The sequence below is a fragment of the Campylobacter sp. RM16190 genome, assembly GCF_012978835.1.
Taxonomy (GTDB): Bacteria; Campylobacterota; Campylobacteria; order Campylobacterales; family Campylobacteraceae; genus Campylobacter_A.
The window spans coordinates 1-16,293 of the sequence record NZ_LIWS01000002.1 but is presented as its reverse complement, the minus strand read 5'-3'; the positions used below and the strand labels follow the sequence as shown (position 1 = coordinate 16,293).

General features: G+C 38.6%; 18 protein-coding genes and 5 tRNA genes. 18 read left to right on the top strand and 5 right to left on the bottom strand.

The features are described from left to right. Nucleotides 1-12: 12 nt before the first annotated feature. The 4 genes from hisF to CDOM16190_RS02075 form a co-directional block, all read right to left on the bottom strand. Complete coding sequence (gene hisF / locus CDOM16190_RS02090; protein ID WP_170018687.1) at nucleotides 13-768, bottom strand: imidazole glycerol phosphate synthase subunit HisF; 756 nt, start codon at nucleotides 766-768, stop codon at nucleotides 13-15. A gap of 122 nt (nucleotides 769-890) precedes the next feature. Then, entirely contained in the window at nucleotides 891-1,262 is a 372-nt protein-coding gene (locus CDOM16190_RS10895) for a cupin domain-containing protein (RefSeq protein ID WP_211437388.1), read from the bottom strand. A gap of 180 nt (nucleotides 1,263-1,442) precedes the next feature. Then, the gene (locus CDOM16190_RS02080; RefSeq protein ID WP_170018686.1) at nucleotides 1,443-3,038 is read right to left on the bottom strand and encodes a DUF4857 domain-containing protein; all 1,596 of its coding nucleotides are present in this window, start codon (nucleotides 3,036-3,038) and stop codon (nucleotides 1,443-1,445) included. Nucleotides 3,039-3,050: 12 nt separating this feature from the next. Next, the gene (locus CDOM16190_RS02075; protein WP_170018685.1) at nucleotides 3,051-3,884 is read right to left on the bottom strand and encodes an ABC transporter ATP-binding protein; all 834 of its coding nucleotides are present in this window, start codon (nucleotides 3,882-3,884) and stop codon (nucleotides 3,051-3,053) included. Between the two features lie 195 nt (nucleotides 3,885-4,079). Here CDOM16190_RS02075 and rsmA point away from each other — a divergent pair, with 195 nt between their 5' ends. The 11 genes from rsmA to CDOM16190_RS02020 all read left to right on the top strand — a co-directional run bounded on the left by rsmA (nucleotide 4,080) and on the right by CDOM16190_RS02020 (nucleotide 13,762). After that, nucleotides 4,080-4,931, top strand: a complete 852-nt coding sequence (rsmA, locus tag CDOM16190_RS02070) for a 16S rRNA (adenine(1518)-N(6)/adenine(1519)-N(6))-dimethyltransferase RsmA (protein ID WP_170018684.1) — start codon at nucleotides 4,080-4,082, stop codon at nucleotides 4,929-4,931. Next, nucleotides 4,888-7,035 carry a ribonuclease J gene (locus CDOM16190_RS02065; RefSeq protein WP_170018683.1) on the top strand — a complete coding sequence of 716 codons (2,148 nt, stop codon included), beginning with the start codon at nucleotides 4,888-4,890 and terminating at the stop codon, nucleotides 7,033-7,035. Before rsmA ends, CDOM16190_RS02065 begins: the two co-directional genes overlap by 44 nt. Before the next feature lie 8 nt (nucleotides 7,036-7,043). Further along, a complete protein-coding gene (locus tag CDOM16190_RS02060) occupies nucleotides 7,044-8,006 on the top strand; it encodes a KpsF/GutQ family sugar-phosphate isomerase (protein ID WP_170018682.1) in 963 nt (320 codons plus the stop codon). Nucleotides 8,007-8,020: 14 nt separating this feature from the next. Continuing rightward, nucleotides 8,021-8,785, top strand: coding sequence for a pseudouridine synthase (locus CDOM16190_RS02055; protein ID WP_170018946.1), 765 nt, complete (start codon nucleotides 8,021-8,023; stop codon nucleotides 8,783-8,785). A 94-nt stretch (nucleotides 8,786-8,879) separates the two neighbouring features. Beyond that, on the top strand, nucleotides 8,880-9,323 hold the full coding sequence (locus CDOM16190_RS02050; protein ID WP_170018681.1) for a DUF417 family protein: 444 nt from the start codon (nucleotides 8,880-8,882) through the stop codon (nucleotides 9,321-9,323). Nucleotides 9,324-9,477: 154 nt separating this feature from the next. Beyond that, complete coding sequence (locus CDOM16190_RS02045) at nucleotides 9,478-9,855, top strand: ArsR/SmtB family transcription factor (RefSeq protein ID WP_170000989.1); 378 nt, start codon at nucleotides 9,478-9,480, stop codon at nucleotides 9,853-9,855. A gap of 1 nt (nucleotide 9,856) precedes the next feature. Then, on the top strand, nucleotides 9,857-11,974 hold the full coding sequence (locus CDOM16190_RS02040) for a heavy metal translocating P-type ATPase (protein WP_170018680.1): 2,118 nt from the start codon (nucleotides 9,857-9,859) through the stop codon (nucleotides 11,972-11,974). 125 nt (nucleotides 11,975-12,099) lie between these two features. Continuing rightward, nucleotides 12,100-12,309: a hypothetical protein gene (locus tag CDOM16190_RS02035; RefSeq protein ID WP_170018679.1), complete on the top strand. Its 210-nt coding sequence runs from the start codon at nucleotides 12,100-12,102 to the stop codon at nucleotides 12,307-12,309. Next, the gene (locus tag CDOM16190_RS02030; RefSeq protein WP_170018678.1) at nucleotides 12,266-12,670 is read left to right on the top strand and encodes an ABC transporter transmembrane domain-containing protein; all 405 of its coding nucleotides are present in this window, start codon (nucleotides 12,266-12,268) and stop codon (nucleotides 12,668-12,670) included. The genes CDOM16190_RS02035 and CDOM16190_RS02030 overlap by 44 nt, the downstream gene beginning before the upstream one ends. Continuing rightward, complete coding sequence (locus CDOM16190_RS02025) at nucleotides 12,642-13,154, top strand: ABC transporter transmembrane domain-containing protein (protein ID WP_170018945.1); 513 nt, start codon at nucleotides 12,642-12,644, stop codon at nucleotides 13,152-13,154. Before CDOM16190_RS02030 ends, CDOM16190_RS02025 begins: the two co-directional genes overlap by 29 nt. After that, complete coding sequence (locus CDOM16190_RS02020; RefSeq protein WP_170018677.1) at nucleotides 13,145-13,762, top strand: ABC transporter ATP-binding protein; 618 nt, start codon at nucleotides 13,145-13,147, stop codon at nucleotides 13,760-13,762. The genes CDOM16190_RS02025 and CDOM16190_RS02020 overlap by 10 nt, the downstream gene beginning before the upstream one ends. Before the next feature lie 20 nt (nucleotides 13,763-13,782). Here the strand turns inward: CDOM16190_RS02020 and CDOM16190_RS02015 are convergent. Continuing rightward, a tRNA-Ala gene (locus CDOM16190_RS02015) sits at nucleotides 13,783-13,858 on the bottom strand. 109 nt (nucleotides 13,859-13,967) lie between these two features. Here CDOM16190_RS02015 and CDOM16190_RS02010 point away from each other — a divergent pair. From CDOM16190_RS02010 to CDOM16190_RS01980, 7 genes are all read left to right on the top strand, one after another. Beyond that, a tRNA-Gly gene (locus tag CDOM16190_RS02010) sits at nucleotides 13,968-14,042 on the top strand. Between the two features lie 19 nt (nucleotides 14,043-14,061). Further along, a tRNA-Leu gene (locus CDOM16190_RS02005) sits at nucleotides 14,062-14,148 on the top strand. A gap of 9 nt (nucleotides 14,149-14,157) precedes the next feature. After that, nucleotides 14,158-14,231 (top strand) — tRNA-Cys (locus CDOM16190_RS02000). Between the two features lie 19 nt (nucleotides 14,232-14,250). Further along, complete coding sequence (locus tag CDOM16190_RS01995; protein WP_169975297.1) at nucleotides 14,251-14,406, top strand: hypothetical protein; 156 nt, start codon at nucleotides 14,251-14,253, stop codon at nucleotides 14,404-14,406. A gap of 46 nt (nucleotides 14,407-14,452) precedes the next feature. After that, nucleotides 14,453-14,542: transfer RNA gene (locus tag CDOM16190_RS01990), tRNA-Ser, on the top strand. 156 nt (nucleotides 14,543-14,698) lie between these two features. Continuing rightward, nucleotides 14,699-15,142: a hypothetical protein gene (locus tag CDOM16190_RS01985; protein WP_170018676.1), complete on the top strand. Its 444-nt coding sequence runs from the start codon at nucleotides 14,699-14,701 to the stop codon at nucleotides 15,140-15,142. Nucleotides 15,143-15,305: 163 nt separating this feature from the next. Then, nucleotides 15,306-16,265: a WYL domain-containing protein gene (locus CDOM16190_RS01980; RefSeq protein ID WP_170018675.1), complete on the top strand. Its 960-nt coding sequence runs from the start codon at nucleotides 15,306-15,308 to the stop codon at nucleotides 16,263-16,265. The last annotated feature ends 28 nt before the right edge of the window (nucleotides 16,266-16,293 follow it).

Sequence of the window (16,293 nt, the reverse complement as noted above, 5' to 3'; positions counted from 1 at the left end):
CAAATTTAGCCATCACAGCCTAACTTCAATCCCGTTTTCACGCAGATACTCTTTAAGTTTTTTTATTTCTACTTCCCTAAAGTGAAAAATCGAAGCGGCTAAACAAGCATCGGCACCGGCTAAAAACGCCTCTTTAAAATGCTGCATATTGCCCGCTCCGCCACTTGCTATTACAGGTATGCCAAGCTTGCTAAAAAGCTTAGTAATACGCAAATCATAACCGCTTTTAGTGCCGTCTTTATCCATCGTGGTTAGTAAAATTTCACCTGCGCCACGATCTTTAGCCTCTTTCGCCCAAGCAAGAGCGTCCTTGCCCGTATCTATCCTGCCGCCGTTTATAAAGACGTGATAATCGTCATCAAAACTCTTCGCGTCAATGGCTATTACGACGCACTGAGAGCCGAATTTCTTCGCGGCTTCGTCTATCAAATTCGGATTATGAATGGCTGCCGAGTTTAGACTTATCTTATCGCATCCCACGTTTAAAAGCCGTGAAATATCATCAAGAGTCTTGATACCTCCGCCCACCGTTAGCGGGATAAAAAGCTCGCGAGCCACTTTTTCTACCACGTCCACGATGGTGTCTCGCCCCAAGTGAGTCGCCGTGATGTCAAGAAACGTTAGCTCATCGGCACCCTCTTCGTTGTATCTTTTGGCTATTTCCACAGGATCTCCGGCATCTACAAGACCCACGAAATTTACGCCCTTGACGACACGACCGTCTTTAACGTCAAGGCATGGGATTATGCGTTTGGCAAATTTATTCACGGCTTACCCTTTAAGTGATTTTTGCCGATTTTATCAAAAATTTACTTAATAACCGCCAGAAGATCAAAGCAAGAAAAAGCAGATAAGAGCAAGCCGAATTTAAAAAGCTTGCTCTAAAAATTTTATTTTTTATCTGGAATTTGCGTTTTTGCAACCACATTTATAAACACAAGCGGCTCTTCGCCCGTGTTTGCTAAAGCATGGCTTTGTCCGGGACGAGCGATAGTTACGTCACCTGCACTCACTTCGGTCTGCTTGCCGTGAGAGTCGGTAAACACCCCTTTGCCCGAAATGATGATATAGACATCTTCGTTATCGATATGTTTATGAAGCCCTATGGAAGCGCCCTTTGGCAAGATCAGCCACCCTATCTCTCTAAAAGCGTCTTGATCGCCTGTCTGATGGCGGTTATAGGCAAAATCCCCAAGCAAAGGCCCCACACCACCACCTGCATTTTCGCGGTTCCAAGGCACAAGAGTGTCTTTTTTATACACCTGAACTTTTCTGTCGGTTTGAGGAATGAGCGGATGAGCGTTTAAAAAGCCAAATCCTAGCACAATGAAGTAAAGAGCAAGACTAAATTTTTCATAAATCTCTCCTTGGATAAAATTTTGGCTATTTAAATTTTAGCTAAAATTTATAACTATCAAGCCCACTTTCAAGGCGAAAAGAATTTACTTCGCTTTTAGATGAATTTCATCGATTTTTTCAAAACTATTTTTATCAAATGCATAGGCTCTATAATCCTTGCCATCATCAAATCTAACCTGCAAATATTTAGGATCAAAGCTAACCCTAAGACGCATTGTATCCGGATCAAATTGGGTCGTTTCAAGCTCTTTTAGCTCATACTCTTTGCTAAACAGATAAATCTTGCCTTCATTAAATGCAAGCCCCATAAATTCGCTATTTTTACTCTCGTTTATATGCAGATACTCAAAATTTTTAAGGCTCTTAACCGCTTCAAAACTTACATTGTTATCATAAATTTTGATATTAAAAAACTCGCCCGAATTATCCTTAAAAAACACTCCCGCATCAAAAGGCTTTAGGTTAGTAAATCTTCCAAAAACAGCCTGAATCGGAAATTTTACGCCCAAATTTTTAGCATCTTTATTTAAAATTTGGCTAAATTCGCCCTCTTCTTCGCCTTCATGATGAAAAACACGAAATTTATCCGCGTCAAAATAAATCATATCTTCACTAAAAGGTATGGCTGAAATTTTCGGATCAGGATTAAATAGCGGATAGAAAGGAATTTTAGGCGGCACGACGTCCTTTGTTGCATAGGTCATTGACATCCTAGCCTGCCTTATATCCGCCTCGTCAAATACCTCATCACCGATCCTCACAGGCATTTTGCCCTGCTGCTTTAAATCCATATAGTAGTTAAAGGCAAGCTCGTTTTTATACTCTGTTTCATTTTTAAAAACTCTGCCGCTAGCGCTTCTGTAGGCGAAATAATGCCCGCCCAAATTCTCCTGAAAGACAAATTCTTTAAGGCTTGGCGAGTAAAATATATAGTATCTTTCGGATTTATTCGCAAATTTTTGCTCGTAAAATTTATATCCGCCTACTCCAGCCACTACTAAAATTCCAGCGTAAATCACTAGCAAAAAGGCTAAATTTATCGAAGTTTCTTTATGCGAGATGAATGCATTAAATCCAAGCAAGATAGAGATCAAAAGTAAGACAAGAAGTAGGGCAAAGCTCTTAACGTAAAATGCAACCACAAAGCAAACCACAACAAAAATCACGCTTGAGATAGCCGCTCTAAGGCTTCTTTTATCGATCAAAACCGAGCTTGTAAATATGTAAAAAACCGCCGCGCTTAAGCAAAAATAGCACCAGTTTATAAAAACCTCTTTTGTGATGACGATAGGGTAAAATTTGCTTGCTAAAAACACAAGCCAAGCCCCAAAAACAGCCCAAATAACCACAAAAAACAAGGCGGCAAAAATATAGTGCCAAATCAAAATTTGAAAGCTTAGCACAGGCAGATGAAGCAGGCACTTTATACGGCTTCGTTGCGGCAAAAATTGCGCCAAAGCTACACAGACAAAGCTTGCCGAAATAGCGGCAAAAGTTACAAATTCGGGCTCGTTATCAAAAAACACATAGCCGTACCAGATGACTGATTCTGGGTGAATGGCTCCGAATTTGTAGCTAAGATCAAAGCTAAACCAAGCAAAAAACAGAGCCAAAACCAAAATCAAAAATCCAAAAAACAGCCCGAGCCTAGTAATCTCTTTTAAAAATATCGACCTCATTTCACCCTCCCCCTACTCGTATCTGCCCACAAAGCCCAAAAACTTATCTTCAAAGCTTGCATTTTGCGCTTTAAAGCCCTCTATCTGAGCAAATCCGTAAGCCATTTTATGGTGTTTAAACTCATCTATGTTTTTAAAATTTTCTTTGCTCACATCAAGCTCTTTTGGCAGTTTATAGACCTTAAATTCGCGCATAAATTCACTCATCTTGCTTTGAAAAATTCGCCCTCCTCGCTCGACAATCAAAAACTCATCGATCAAATTTTCAAGATCGCTCATCACGTGGCTTGTGACGATTACGGTCTTGTCTTTACCGTCAAGATAGTCCTTCAGATAATCGCCAAAAAGCCGCCTATATCCTGCATCAAGTCCCATAGAATAATCATCAAAGATAAGCACCTTGGCATCTTGAGCAAAGAGCGAGGCAAGGATAACCTGAGACTTTTGCCCAAAAGACATTGAGTTAAGTTTTTGGTCTTTGTTTAATTTTAAAAGCTTTGCTAAATCGTTATAAATTTTGCTGTCCCAGCGCGGATAAAACGCGGATAAAAACTCCTCATACTGCGCGATACTTAGATGATCAAAGCTCGTAAATCCCTCAAATAGTAAGGCGATATCGCGCTTGGCCTCGCTATCAAGACTGAAGCTATTTTTGCCAAGCACCCTGCACTCGCCACTTTTTGGACGGATGTAGCCCATTAGGATATTTATAAGCGTGCTCTTACCCACGCCGTTTCTGCCCAAAATCCCAAATATGCTACCATGCTTTACGTTAAAACTCAAATTTTCGTAAATCAGCTTTTTGCCGTAAAAATGCGTGACGTCCTTTACTTCAATAGCGTTCATAAAAAGCCTTATATAAAATATTACTGAAAATTCTATTACATTATTTATAAGGAGAATCTTAAGAGTTATTATCATAAATATGCTAAAAATTCAGAGCTAAAATTTCGTCCAAATTTTCGATAAAAAACAAAGCCGTAATGATATTTATTTTTCAAAATAAACTTTTTATAAGCAAAGTTTGGATAAATTTGCCAAATGATCAAGGCAAAGAAACATTTTGGACAAAATTTTTTACACGATCAAAATGTGCTGAACAAAATCATCCAATCGATTCCCAAAGATATGCAAAATATAGTAGAAATTGGGCCTGGCTTAGGTGATTTGACGTCAAAAATTTTGCAAATTTCAGATTCGGTTACGAGCTACGAGATAGATAGCGAGCTTTACGAACTGCTTGAAAAAAAGTTTGCAAAAGAGATCAAAGACGGACGATTAAGACTTTTTTGCGTAGATGCGTTAAGTCGGTGGGACGAAAGTGGTTTGAGTGAGACAGACTACTTTTTAACGGCAAATTTGCCCTACTACGTCGCCACCAAGATGATTTTAAACGCTATCGAAGATGAGAGATGTCGCGGGCTTGTTGTGATGATACAAAAAGAGGTCGCGGTCAAATTTAGCGCCAAAGGCGGTGAGAGCGAATTTAGCGCGCTGGCGATTTTAGCATCGCTTCAAGGTGGCTGCGAGCTACTTTTTGACGTGCCAAGCGAGTGTTTTAACCCGCCTCCAAAGGTAACCTCATCTGTTATAAAGATCCAAAAAAGCAAAAATTTGATAGGCGAAAATGCTGTTTTTAATACCGAATTCGAGTATGAAAAATTTAAAAATTTATTAAAAACCGCTTTTAGCGCACCGAGAAAGACGCTTAGCAAAAATTTATCGGCAAATTTCGATAAATGCTTGCTAGCCGAAATTTACGGTGAGCTAAATTTGAGCCAAAATTTACGTCCTCACGAGATCGACGCCAATGTTTATCTAAAAATATTTAAAAAACTAAAGGTAAACGATGAACGAAGACAAAGTTGTAGTCTCAAAGGGAAAGAGCAATAAAAAGCGAAGATTTCGCCCAAAAAACAAGAACAAAGAAGGCGAAGTAAGTGCTCAAGTTAGCGGCGAGCAAAAGGCAAGTAAAGAGGTCATAGATAATTTTTTTGCTATTCCGTTTGAGGATGAATCTAGCAAAAGCCAAACTAACACTAACAAACAAAACAGCCAAAAAGCTAGCAAAAAACACCATAAAAACGCAAATTCTCAAAATAAAAAGCAGGATAAAAACAGTGAACAAAAAGAAAAAGAGCAAAACGCTCAACAAAATTTAAAACCTGCCTCAAAAGAGGATGCACAAAAGCCAAAAAAGAGTAAAAAACCGAAAAAAAATTTGCCCGCCAAACTAAACGGTAACGAGCAATGGCAACAAGACATCGCAAGCGCGATAGAGGCGAACAAAGCCACTCATGAGCTTCGTCTTGAGCCGCTTAAATACCTAAATTCAAGCGAGCATAAGATCCGCGTGACTCCGCTTGGCGGACTTGGCGAGATCGGCGGAAATATGACGGTATTTGAGACCGAAACAAGCGCGATAATCGTAGATATCGGCATGAGCTTCCCAAGCGAGAGTATGCATGGAGTTGATATACTCATACCTGACTTTGACTACGTGCGAAAGATAAAAGACAAGATAAAAGGCGTTATCATAACTCATGCTCATGAAGATCATATCGGTGCGGTGCCGTATTTTTACAAAGAGTTTAAATTCCCGATCTACGCTACACCGCTTCCACTTGGAATGATAAACAACAAATTTGAAGAGCACGGACTAAAGCAAGAGCGATCGCTGTTTCGCTCGGTTGAAAAGCGCAAGCCTTATCTGATCGGCGATTTTGAAGTCGAGTGGATACATATAACTCACTCTATTATCGACTCATCCGCGCTTGCCATCACGACAAAAGCCGGCACGATCTTGCACACGGGCGACTTTAAGATAGACCACACGCCTATTGACGGCTATCCGACAGACTTGGGACGTATCGCATACTACGGAGAAAGGGGCGTGCTGTGCTTGATGAGTGATAGCACAAACAGCTACAAAGAGGGTATCACAAAGAGCGAAAGCAGCGTAGGAAAGACCTTTGACGCGATATTTGCCAAAGCCAAAGGACGCGTGATAATGAGCACATTTAGCTCAAACATCCACCGCGTCTATCAAGCTATCGAATGGGGACTCAAATACAACCGCAAGGTCTGTGTCATCGGCAGAAGCATGGAGCGAAACCTCTACACTGCGATGGAGCTAGGCTACGTAAAGCTTGATAAGAAAATTTTCATAGACGCAAACGAAGTCGGCAAATTTAAAGATAACGAGGTACTAATCGTAACCACAGGCAGCCAAGGCGAGACGATGAGCGCGCTATATCGCATGGCAACGGACGAGCACAAATATATAAAAATCAAACCGACCGATCAGATCATAATAAGCTCTAAAGCGATCCCGGGAAATGAAGGAAGCGTATCGACAGTGCTAAATTTCCTCATCAAATCAGGCGCAAGCGTAGCGTATCAAGATTTTAGCGAAATTCACGTAAGCGGACACGCTGCACAAGAGGAGCAAAAGCTCATGATCCGCCTAACGAAGCCGAAATTCTTCCTTCCTGTTCACGGCGAATACAACCACATCGCAAAGCATAAAGAGACAGCTATAAGCTGCGGAGTGGACGAAAGAAACATATATCTTATGAGCGACGGCGATCAGGTTGAAATTTGCCAAAAATACATGAAAAGAGCAAAAACCGTTAAAACGGGCAAAGTCTTTATAGATAATCAAATCAACAAGCAAATTTCAGACGATGTCGTTATCGACCGTCAAAATTTGGCAGAAGCGGGCGTAGTCATGATCATCGCTCAAATTTCACGCCACAGCCAAAAGCTCATAAACAAACCGCGCGTAGTTAGCTACGGTCTTGTTGCAGACAAACAAGACGCGGAGTTTAGCAAAGAGATGGAAGAGGTGCTCGTTCAGTTTTTAAGCAACGTAAAAGAAGAGCTTCTTAAAGATAGCCGCATGCTTGAAAGCCAAGTGCGCCAAGTGATAAGAAAGCATATATTTAGAAAAGTGAAAAAATACCCGACTATCGTTCCGATAATTTATTTGATGTAAGGTTTAAAATGCAAGATATGATACAAATAGCAAGCGAGGTGCTGAAAGAAGAGGCCACCGAGCTCATTCGTCAGGCTAACAAGCTTGGAAGCGAGATAGATGAGGCGGTAAATTTGATGTATAACGCCAAAGGCAAGGTTATCGTAACTGGAGTCGGCAAAAGCGGTCATATCGGCGCTAAGATAGCTGCCACGCTTGCAAGCACGGGCACGCCAAGCTTTTTTATACACCCAACCGAAGCGATGCACGGCGACCTTGGCATGATAGATGAAAATGACGTTGTTTTGGCGATAAGCTTTAGCGGCGAGAGCGATGAGCTCGTGCGAATTTTGCCGCATATCAAGCGATTTGGTATCAAGATAATCGGCATGGCAAAGAGCAAGGAAAGTAGCCTTGGCAAATTTAGCGACGCGCTTTTAAATTTAGACATCATCAAAGAGGCCTGCCCGCTAAATATCGCTCCGACAACATCAACCACGCTAACTTTAGCACTTGGCGACGCGCTTGCGGTTTGCTTGATGAGAAAAAGAGAATTTAGGCAAGAGGATTTTGCAAATTTCCACCCGGGCGGAAGCCTTGGCAAAAGGTTATTTGTCAAAGTAAAAGACGTGATGAAAACGCAAAATTTACCGATTATAAAAGATAATGTTAGTTTAAAAACCGCGATTGACGCGATGACTCACGGCAAGCTTGGCAATGTACTGCTGGTTGATAGCGAGGGCAAATTAAAAGCCGTTTTAAGCGACGGGGACTTGCGTAGAGCGCTCATGAGCGAGAGCTTTGACATCAACGAAAAAGCGATAACTTACGCAACTAAAACACCAAAAACACTAACAAACAAAGAGATGTTAGCGATAGATTCGCTAAGGCTTATTGAAGAGTATAAGATCCAAATTTTAGTAGTGCTTGACGAGGGCGAAAGACCGATCGGAGTGCTGCACATACACGATTTATCGAGCTTGGGGCTATGATGGAAAATTCAAAAATGAGACTAAATAAATTTATCTCGCACAACACAAGCTACTCGCGCCGAGAGGCTGACGAGCTAATCAAAAACGGCAAAGTTAGCGTAAATAACCGAGTTGTTAGCGAGCTTGCCACAAGCGTTAGCGATGAAGATAAGGTTAAGATAAACGGTCGTTTGGTAAAGCTTAAAAAGGATTTTACAGTCATCGTCTATCATAAACAAAAAGGCGAGCTGGTCAGCAAAAAAGATGATCGCGGACGAAAGACGATATACGATAGCTTGCCGCGAAATTTTGCTAAATTTGTAAGCGTTGGAAGGCTTGATTATGCGAGCGAAGGGCTTTTGCTGCTAACTGACGCACCTACAATCGCAACTGCGCTCATGGAAAGCGACATAGAAAGAATGTACTATCTAAAAGTGAAAGGCGAAGTAGGGCAGGATGTGATAACCGCGATGCAAGAGGGCTTTTTCGCTGCAGACGCAACCAAAGGCGCGCATGCTAAAACCGAGATTAAATCAATGGAATTTAAGCCCTTTTTGGCGTATAAAATTTTTGGCTCAAGCGGAGGATACACAAAGCTAAAAGTCATCATAAACGAGGGTAAAAATCGAGAGCTAAGAAGATTTTTTGGATATTTTGATCTTGAAGTTATGGATCTGAAGCGAGTGAGTTTCGGTCGAGTTGATCTTGGTATGCTAAAGCCTGGCAAATGGCGCTACTTTGAAAACAGCGAATACGAAGACTTAAGGGATTTTTTAAAAACCAACAAAATTCGCTACTAAATTTAGCCGACCCTCTTCGGCTAAATTCTTAAATTTCACACTACATAACACTTCTTTTATTACAATTTTGCAAATTTTAAAAAATAGGACAAAAATGCAAAATCTAATTCATAAATTTATAAATTCGGAATTCGAGATCAAATTCGCAAGATTTGCGCTCATCTTAGTGCTGTTTTTATTTGGCAACTACAAATGGTTTGAGTTTGAAGTAGAGCTTTTAAAGCCGATCATCTCGGGCACTTGGCTAAATTTTCTCTATACTATTTTCGGCTTTCACGGAGCAAGCTATTTTCTAGGAGTTATTGAAAGTATCGGATATATCGCACTTGCGGTTGGATATAAAAAGCCAAAAGCTGGAATTTTGGGTTCACTTATCGTTATCATGACGGGTTTTACCACACTTAGCCTTATGCCACAACTTGGCAAGCCAGATAGCTTCATACTAAAAGATATTTTCATGGTCGCACTTGGCTTTATAATCCTAAAACACGATCTAATCAGAATACAAAAAGCTCGCAACAAAGCCTTGCTAGTCTAAATTTTACACTTTCAAACTCGCACGATAAATAAAAGCCGTGCGGGTTAATAAACCAAATTTGGCTTTTAATTTCAGCAAATTTCATACTTGACAAAATATTTTTAAAGTTATATACTTGCTCAAATGAATAATTGTTCATATATAAAGGCAAAAAATGCAAGAAAATATACAAAACAACGATTTACAAGCCGTTTGTGAAAGCACGATCATACATCAAGATGTGATAGAAAAAGTAAGAAACGAGCTGAAAAGCGAAGAGATCTTATACGATCTTGGCGATTTTTTTAAAATTTTAGGCGACACGACAAGGATAAAAATTTTAAGCGCACTATCCAAATCGCAAATGTGTGTCTGCGATATCGCGGCACTTTTTGGCATGAGCCACTCGGCCATCTCACATCAACTTAGAGTGCTTAAGCAAGGAAGACTGGTTAAACACAAAAAGCAGGGCAAGGTGGTTTATTATTCACTTGACGACGAGCACGTAAAAAGCATCATCGAACAAGGACTTACGCACATCATGGAGAGATAAAATGAGTAGTGAGATAACCCTATCGCTTGGAAATCTAACCTGCGCGAACTGTGCGGCGAAGATCGAGGCAAAGATAGCAAAAATGCCTGATATAAAAGAGGCAAATTTAGACTTCTTGGGGCAAAAAATTTTTATAAAAAGTGGCAAAAGCTTGCAGGCAGACAAGTTTGTCAAAGAAATTCAAGCCCTTGTCGACAGCATAGAAGACGGCGTTATCGTCACTCAATATAAACAAAAAAACACTTCGCATGATCACGAAAATAACAATGTAAAAAATATAATCACAAAAATTGTCATAGGCGGAGTGCTCTTTGTTATAGCGCTTACGGCTCCTACTAGCGAAACGCTTAAATTTGCGCTATTTTTAGCAAACTACTTGATCATCGGCTGGAGTGTGCTTGCAAGTGCTGCTAAAAACATCGTAAAAGGACGAGTGTTTGATGAAAATTTCCTCATGGGCATAGCCACGCTTGGAGCTTTTGCCATCAAAGAGTATCCCGAAGCCGTTGCCGTTATGCTCTTTTATCAGATAGGCGAGCTCTTTCAGGAGATGGCGGTAAACAAATCGCGCAAATCGATCGCCTCACTTATGGATATAAGACCTGATTTTGCAAATTTAAAGCTTGGTGCACAGATACAAAAAGTCTCGCCCGAAAGCGTTAAAGTGGGCGATCTCATCGTCGTAAAACCGGGCGAAAAGGTGCCGCTTGACGGAGAGATCATAGAAGGATTTTCTACTTTTGACACCTCGGCTCTTACAGGAGAATCACTTCCAAAAGAGATCGGTATAGGCGAAAATGCGCTAAGCGGCTACATAAACAAAAGCGCGCTAGTAACGATAAAAGTAAGCAAAATTTTCGCCGAATCAACGGTCTCAAAGATACTTGATCTCGTGCAAAATGCAAGCTCCAAAAAGTCAAAAACGGAAAATTTCATCACAAAATTTGCAAGGTATTACACTCCAGCAGTCGTTCTCGTCGCGTTCATGCTTGCATTTATCCCGCCGATTATCTTTAGCGAAGAGCTATCAGCCTGGGTCTATAAGGCGCTTGTATTTTTAGTTATCTCATGCCCCTGCGCGCTAGTTGTCTCCATCCCGCTTGGGTTTTTTGGCGGTATCGGTGGCGCTTCAAAGCACTGCATACTCATCAAGGGCGCAAACTATCTGGAGGCATTAAACAGCGTTGATACGGTCGTTTTTGATAAGACAGGAACGCTTACAAAAGGAGTTTTTAAAGTAAGCGAAATAAAGCTATGCAGCAAAAATTCACAAATAAAAAGCAAAGAAGAGCTACTAAGGCTAGCAGCCCATGCGGAGTTTTTCTCTACTCATCCGATCGCAAATTCTATCATAAAAGAATACGAGAGCAGGGGAGGCAAAATCAACGAATTAGATATCTTAAAATTTGAAGAAGTAGCAGGGCAGGGCATAAAAGCAAGCATAAACGGCAAGGATATAATTGCTGGCAATGCCAAATTTATGACTCTTCAAGGAGTTAAATTTGAGGCTTCAAATGAGCTTGGTACAGTGGTTTACATGGCTATAAACGGCGAATTTGCAGGCAAATTTATAATAACCGATGAGTTAAAAACAGATGCCAAAGAGGCGATTTTAAAGATCAAAAATGAGGGCATAAAAGACACCGTAATACTAACAGGAGACAGCAAGGAGATCGCACAAGATGTCGCGGATAAACTTGGCATTACACAAGTTTTTGCAGAGCTTTTGCCGACACAAAAAGTCGAAAAACTAGAAGAAATTTTAGCCCAAAAAGCAGGGCAGGGCAAAGTGATGTTCGTAGGAGATGGCATAAACGATGCGCCGGTGCTTGCAAGAGCCGACGTGGGCGTAGCTATGGGTGGAGTCGGAAGCGATGCGGCGATAGAGGCTGCCGATATCGTCATAATGAACGATGAGCCTTCAAAGATAGCAACCGCGCTTAAAATCGCCAAAAAAACACGTGCGATCGTTTGGCAAAACATCATCTTCGCACTCGGCGTAAAAGCCGCCATCATGATAATGGGAGCCTTAGGATACGCAACGATGTGGGAAGCCGTGTTTGGCGATGTAGGCGTGGCGCTTATAGCGATACTAAATTCCGTTAGGGCGATGAGGTGAAATAAAATTTTATCTCATATATCTTGCTTTAAGATTTTTCATCCTAAAATCTCTAAAATATAATTAGATAAATTTAAGAAGCTGTTTAAAGATAAGGCTTTGTTAAATTTAACCAAGGCAAGAGATTGAAGTCCATACTAGAGATAATTAAAATCGCAGAAATTCCAAAGCCGATCGTAATAATATGCTTTTTAATGGCTATCGTATCATCGTTTTTTGCCGTCATTCTGGCTCAATTTTTCGGCTTTGCAATAAGCGCGATATCTAATGGCGCAAATAATGGCTTGATATATGATCTCATCACAAACCACAAATTTAGAGCCAAGCAGCTATAATCTAGCAATTGCGGGCATTGTTTTATTTTTTGCTTCATCAATCGTATATATTTTATTTAGAAATTTTTTCTGCTATATAGTAGTTATCATCGCGCAAAAAATCATAATAAACGTTAGAAAAAAGCTGTTTATCAAGCTAACCAATATCGATTTTAAAGAGATCTTTAAGATGTCAAAAGGAGATGTGATCTACACTTTGATGAATGATACTCAAAGGCTTGAATACATCTTTGAAAGACCGTTTTATACGATTTTTAGTGATATTTTTGATTTTATTTTCGTAGTAGGATTTTTGCTATACATTGAGTCTGTAGTCTTACTGATCCTAACTTATCACAACGCCTTTTATATATATTTTTAGTATCAAGACAGCTAAGATCCAAAAACAAACATCGGCCAACACTCAAAAAGCGGATTCTAAAATAACCGTTAGTATAGAGCAGCTTCTTAGCGGATATGAAACTATCAAGTCATTTAATGCCGAAGCTAAAGAGCAAGAACGCTTCAACAAACTATCCGATGAGTCATACAAAAATAGAAAAGCAGGAACCAAAAGCCTTTCTATATTTATGCCTATTGAAGGGACTTTAAGCACTATAGGAATCGCCTTAGTGCTTTTATATGCCGTGTATCAAGTTAGTAATCATGCTCTTGCAGTCGGTATGATAGTTGTTATAGCCGACTATTCACGCAAATTTTATCAACCAATTAGAAACATCTCTAATTATTTGCAAGTCATTCAAAAAGCACTTGTTTCGATAGGCAAAATAATAGAATTTTTAACCATAAAAGAAGAGGCACAAACCGGCTCACTTAAAAATATAAAGATGTCCCTGTGGTGGTAAATAATTTAAAAATTTATTTGGATGAAGTAGAGTTAGTAAAAGAAATTTCGTTTAAATGCCATAAAAATGAGTTGATCCTGATAAAGGGCCGTAGCGGAAGCGGTAAAACATCGATCATTAGGGCATTTGTGGGGCTTTATAAAGTCTCAAATGGTATGATTTATATTAACGGAATAGACATAAATTCTTACTCTAATAAAGAGCTAAGAGCGGCTATATCTTATTGCGGTCAAAGGACATTTTTGCATGATGATACGATTATTAATAATATCTTATATCCAAATTCAAGTCGCGATTTAAACGGCATTTTGGCTTATTTGGAGAAATTAAATTTGAAGCACTTAAACATCGACGAAACGATAGGAGATGATGGCAATAAACTCTCAGGCGGAGAGAAATCAAGAGTGGCATTTCTAAGAGCCGTTATGAAAAACTCTAAAATTTTATTCTTAGACAAAGCTACTTCGGCACTAGACAAAGATAATGAAAATATCGTAATTGATCTATTACAAGAGCTTAAACAAGATGGCTGGGCTATTATATTTTGCACGCATAGCAATAACGAAGAACTGATCAATATAGCAGATAAAGTGGTGTGTATAGATTAGTGTTGATTATAATTTAAAAATGGTGGAGTTAAGCGGGATCGAACCGCCGACCTCTTGAATGCCATTCAAGCGCTCTCCCAGCTGAGCTATAACCCCAAAAGTGTTTTGAGATTATATACACATTTTACTTACAATAAATTTAATTTTTTTAACAAAATAAAATATTTTTTTAAGCATAGTTGGGATAGAATTACACTTTTAAAATGCGGGAATAGCTCAGGGGTAGAGCACAACCTTGCCAAGGTTGGGGTCGCGAGTTCGAATCTCGTTTCCCGCTCCATCAATTTTTTAAAATTTATGCCCGGGTGGCGGAATGGTAGACGCAAGGGACTTAAAATCCCTCGGTAATTTTTACTGTACCGGTTCAAGTCCGGTCCCGGGCACCATAAGCTAAGGGCGACATGGCCAAGTGGTAAGGCAGAAGCCTGCAAAGCTTTTACCCCCGGTTCGAATCCGGGTGTCGCCTCCAAACGACATAAGGAGAAAATATGCGTTATCTTTTAGTTCTTTTATCTGCAGTATTTTTGATGGCTGGTTGCTCAAACACATGGAGTGGCGTTAAACAAGACACAAACAATGCAGTGGAGTGGTCAAAAGAAAAAGTAAACGAAGGTGCTACTTACGTCAAGGAAAAAACTGAATAACTATAGCGATTTTAAGAAAAATTAGCTATAATTACAATCTAATTTTCGGGAGATGGCTGAGCGGTCGAAAGCGGCGGTCTTGAAAACCGTTGAGGTGTGAAAGCCTCCTGGGGTTCGAATCCCTATCTCCCGGCCATATACTACTACAAAAACTTAATAAATACTCCATTTTTCAATACTTTGTTTTTTATTACAATTTAAAAAATTCGCCTAAAAATTTGGACAATTTAAAATTGTTACATAAAAACAGCTATTTTGCTACATAAACTTGAGTTGGGATCAGGAGTTCATTATGAATTCTAAACTCATAACTAAAATTAAAAATAGACCAAACTATTACTGCTTTGATACAGCATTAAAAGATGACCAAAAAATAACTGTTAAATACTGTTTATTTACAGAGGATGACAATATAGCCAGAACTATCGCCATAAAACTAAAAAGTCAAGCAGGCAAAAAGCGTGGTTGTAAAATTAATAATAATCATAATGGGGCAATAAGAAGCCAAATGCGTAATAGGCAAAGAAGTATCAAAGGTACAAAGACTCTTTATATAACTGAATACAGGGAACTATTTGAAAGAGTTATTAGAAATTTTTATTCACTTGAAGAAGCAAATAAAGAACAAATATATATTGAGCCTAAACAAAAAGAAGAGGCTAAAGCTTTATACATAAAAGAACCAAACTTCAAGGAAATAGCAATTAGATATATACAAAATGAAACAAAGAAGTAAAATACTAAAAATGGCAGGCACTATAAGTGTGTAGTGTTGCGGATGCATTTTGATTTTTGAAAAGTCTTTATATATGAAATTTTATGCATTTGTTGATTCAAAATAGCTATTCTACAGACATATTATGTCATAATATGATAGAATTATGACAAAGGAAATTTTAATGTCTAGTAAAATACTTTCTGCAGAAAATATTCTCTATATTTTTAAAAAACTAAATGAAAACCAAACTATTTACGTAAAAAGATTAAATGAAGAGATGAATTGGAATATGAGCGAAAGAAATATAGTTAGGTATTTTGATACTATAGAGTCAGTTTTTCCAAAATTATTTACGAAAGGAAAAGATGAAAAAGGAATTTATTATAAGCCCAATCATAGCGACTTTATAAAACTTAATCCATCTTCTTTAGCAATGACAGCCATAACTTATAGTCTAATGCCCAAAAAAGAGATTAATAGAATTTTTAGCACATTAGAAAACGAATCCAAAAAAGTGATAAGAAAAGAGATGAAAGAGATAAATCAGTGTTATAGGTTTATCACTAGACCGTTTGAAAATATAGACACTGAAATTATGAAAAAAATAGAAGAGTGTATTAAAAATAAGTTAGAGATAACACTCGCTTATGACAATACATTAGCAAAAGAAAATAAGACGGTTAGGCCATATAAGATAATTTTTATAGATGAGAATTTTTATTTGGCTTGCTTATGCAATGGTGAATTTAATATGCTTAGAATATCTTTTATAAAAAATCTTAAGGAAGAAAACAAGTTTCAATATATAAAGAGTAAAGTTGATAATTTTATAGAGAACGGTTTACAAACATCATTTAGCGACTACAATAGTTTTATAAAAAATAATGTCATAACTGTAAAACTTAAAATTTCTGAAAAAGTTGCCAGATATTTTACACATAAAAAGAAATTTTTTGATAGTCAAAGGATAGAGAATTTAGAAAGTGGAGAAAAAATAGCAACGTATGAAATAACAAATTTTAAAGAGATAATGCCATTTATTAAAAAATGGATTCCACATATAGAGGTTATTGAGCCAAAAGAGTTAAGAGAACAAATTTTAAAGGACATTAAAGAGTATCAAATCAAGAATATTTTATGAGAGTAATGTGTTTAAAACTACTCATAGG

What these genes read in the sequence shown, in the direction of transcription:
- CDOM16190_RS01980 (WP_170018675.1), top strand. Translation starts at nt 15,306, where the DNA reads ATGTCTAGTAAAATACTTTCTGCAGAAAATATTCTCTATATTTTTAAA.
- CDOM16190_RS02080 (WP_170018686.1), bottom strand. Translation starts at nt 3,038, where the DNA reads ATGAGGTCGATATTTTTAAAAGAGATTACTAGGCTCGGGCTGTTTTTT.
- CDOM16190_RS02075 (WP_170018685.1), bottom strand. Translation starts at nt 3,884, where the DNA reads ATGAACGCTATTGAAGTAAAGGACGTCACGCATTTTTACGGCAAAAAG.
- CDOM16190_RS02055 (WP_170018946.1), top strand. Translation starts at nt 8,021, where the DNA reads ATGAGACTAAATAAATTTATCTCGCACAACACAAGCTACTCGCGCCGA.
- CDOM16190_RS02045 (WP_170000989.1), top strand. Translation starts at nt 9,478, where the DNA reads ATGCAAGAAAATATACAAAACAACGATTTACAAGCCGTTTGTGAAAGC.
- CDOM16190_RS02065 (WP_170018683.1), top strand. Translation starts at nt 4,888, where the DNA reads ATGAACGAAGACAAAGTTGTAGTCTCAAAGGGAAAGAGCAATAAAAAG.
- CDOM16190_RS01985 (WP_170018676.1), top strand. Translation starts at nt 14,699, where the DNA reads ATGAATTCTAAACTCATAACTAAAATTAAAAATAGACCAAACTATTAC.
- CDOM16190_RS02060 (WP_170018682.1), top strand. Translation starts at nt 7,044, where the DNA reads ATGCAAGATATGATACAAATAGCAAGCGAGGTGCTGAAAGAAGAGGCC.
- CDOM16190_RS02040 (WP_170018680.1), top strand. Translation starts at nt 9,857, where the DNA reads ATGAGTAGTGAGATAACCCTATCGCTTGGAAATCTAACCTGCGCGAAC.
- CDOM16190_RS01995 (WP_169975297.1), top strand. Translation starts at nt 14,251, where the DNA reads ATGCGTTATCTTTTAGTTCTTTTATCTGCAGTATTTTTGATGGCTGGT.
- rsmA (WP_170018684.1), top strand. Translation starts at nt 4,080, where the DNA reads ATGATCAAGGCAAAGAAACATTTTGGACAAAATTTTTTACACGATCAA.
- CDOM16190_RS02030 (WP_170018678.1), top strand. Translation starts at nt 12,266, where the DNA reads ATGATCTCATCACAAACCACAAATTTAGAGCCAAGCAGCTATAATCTA.
- CDOM16190_RS02050 (WP_170018681.1), top strand. Translation starts at nt 8,880, where the DNA reads ATGCAAAATCTAATTCATAAATTTATAAATTCGGAATTCGAGATCAAA.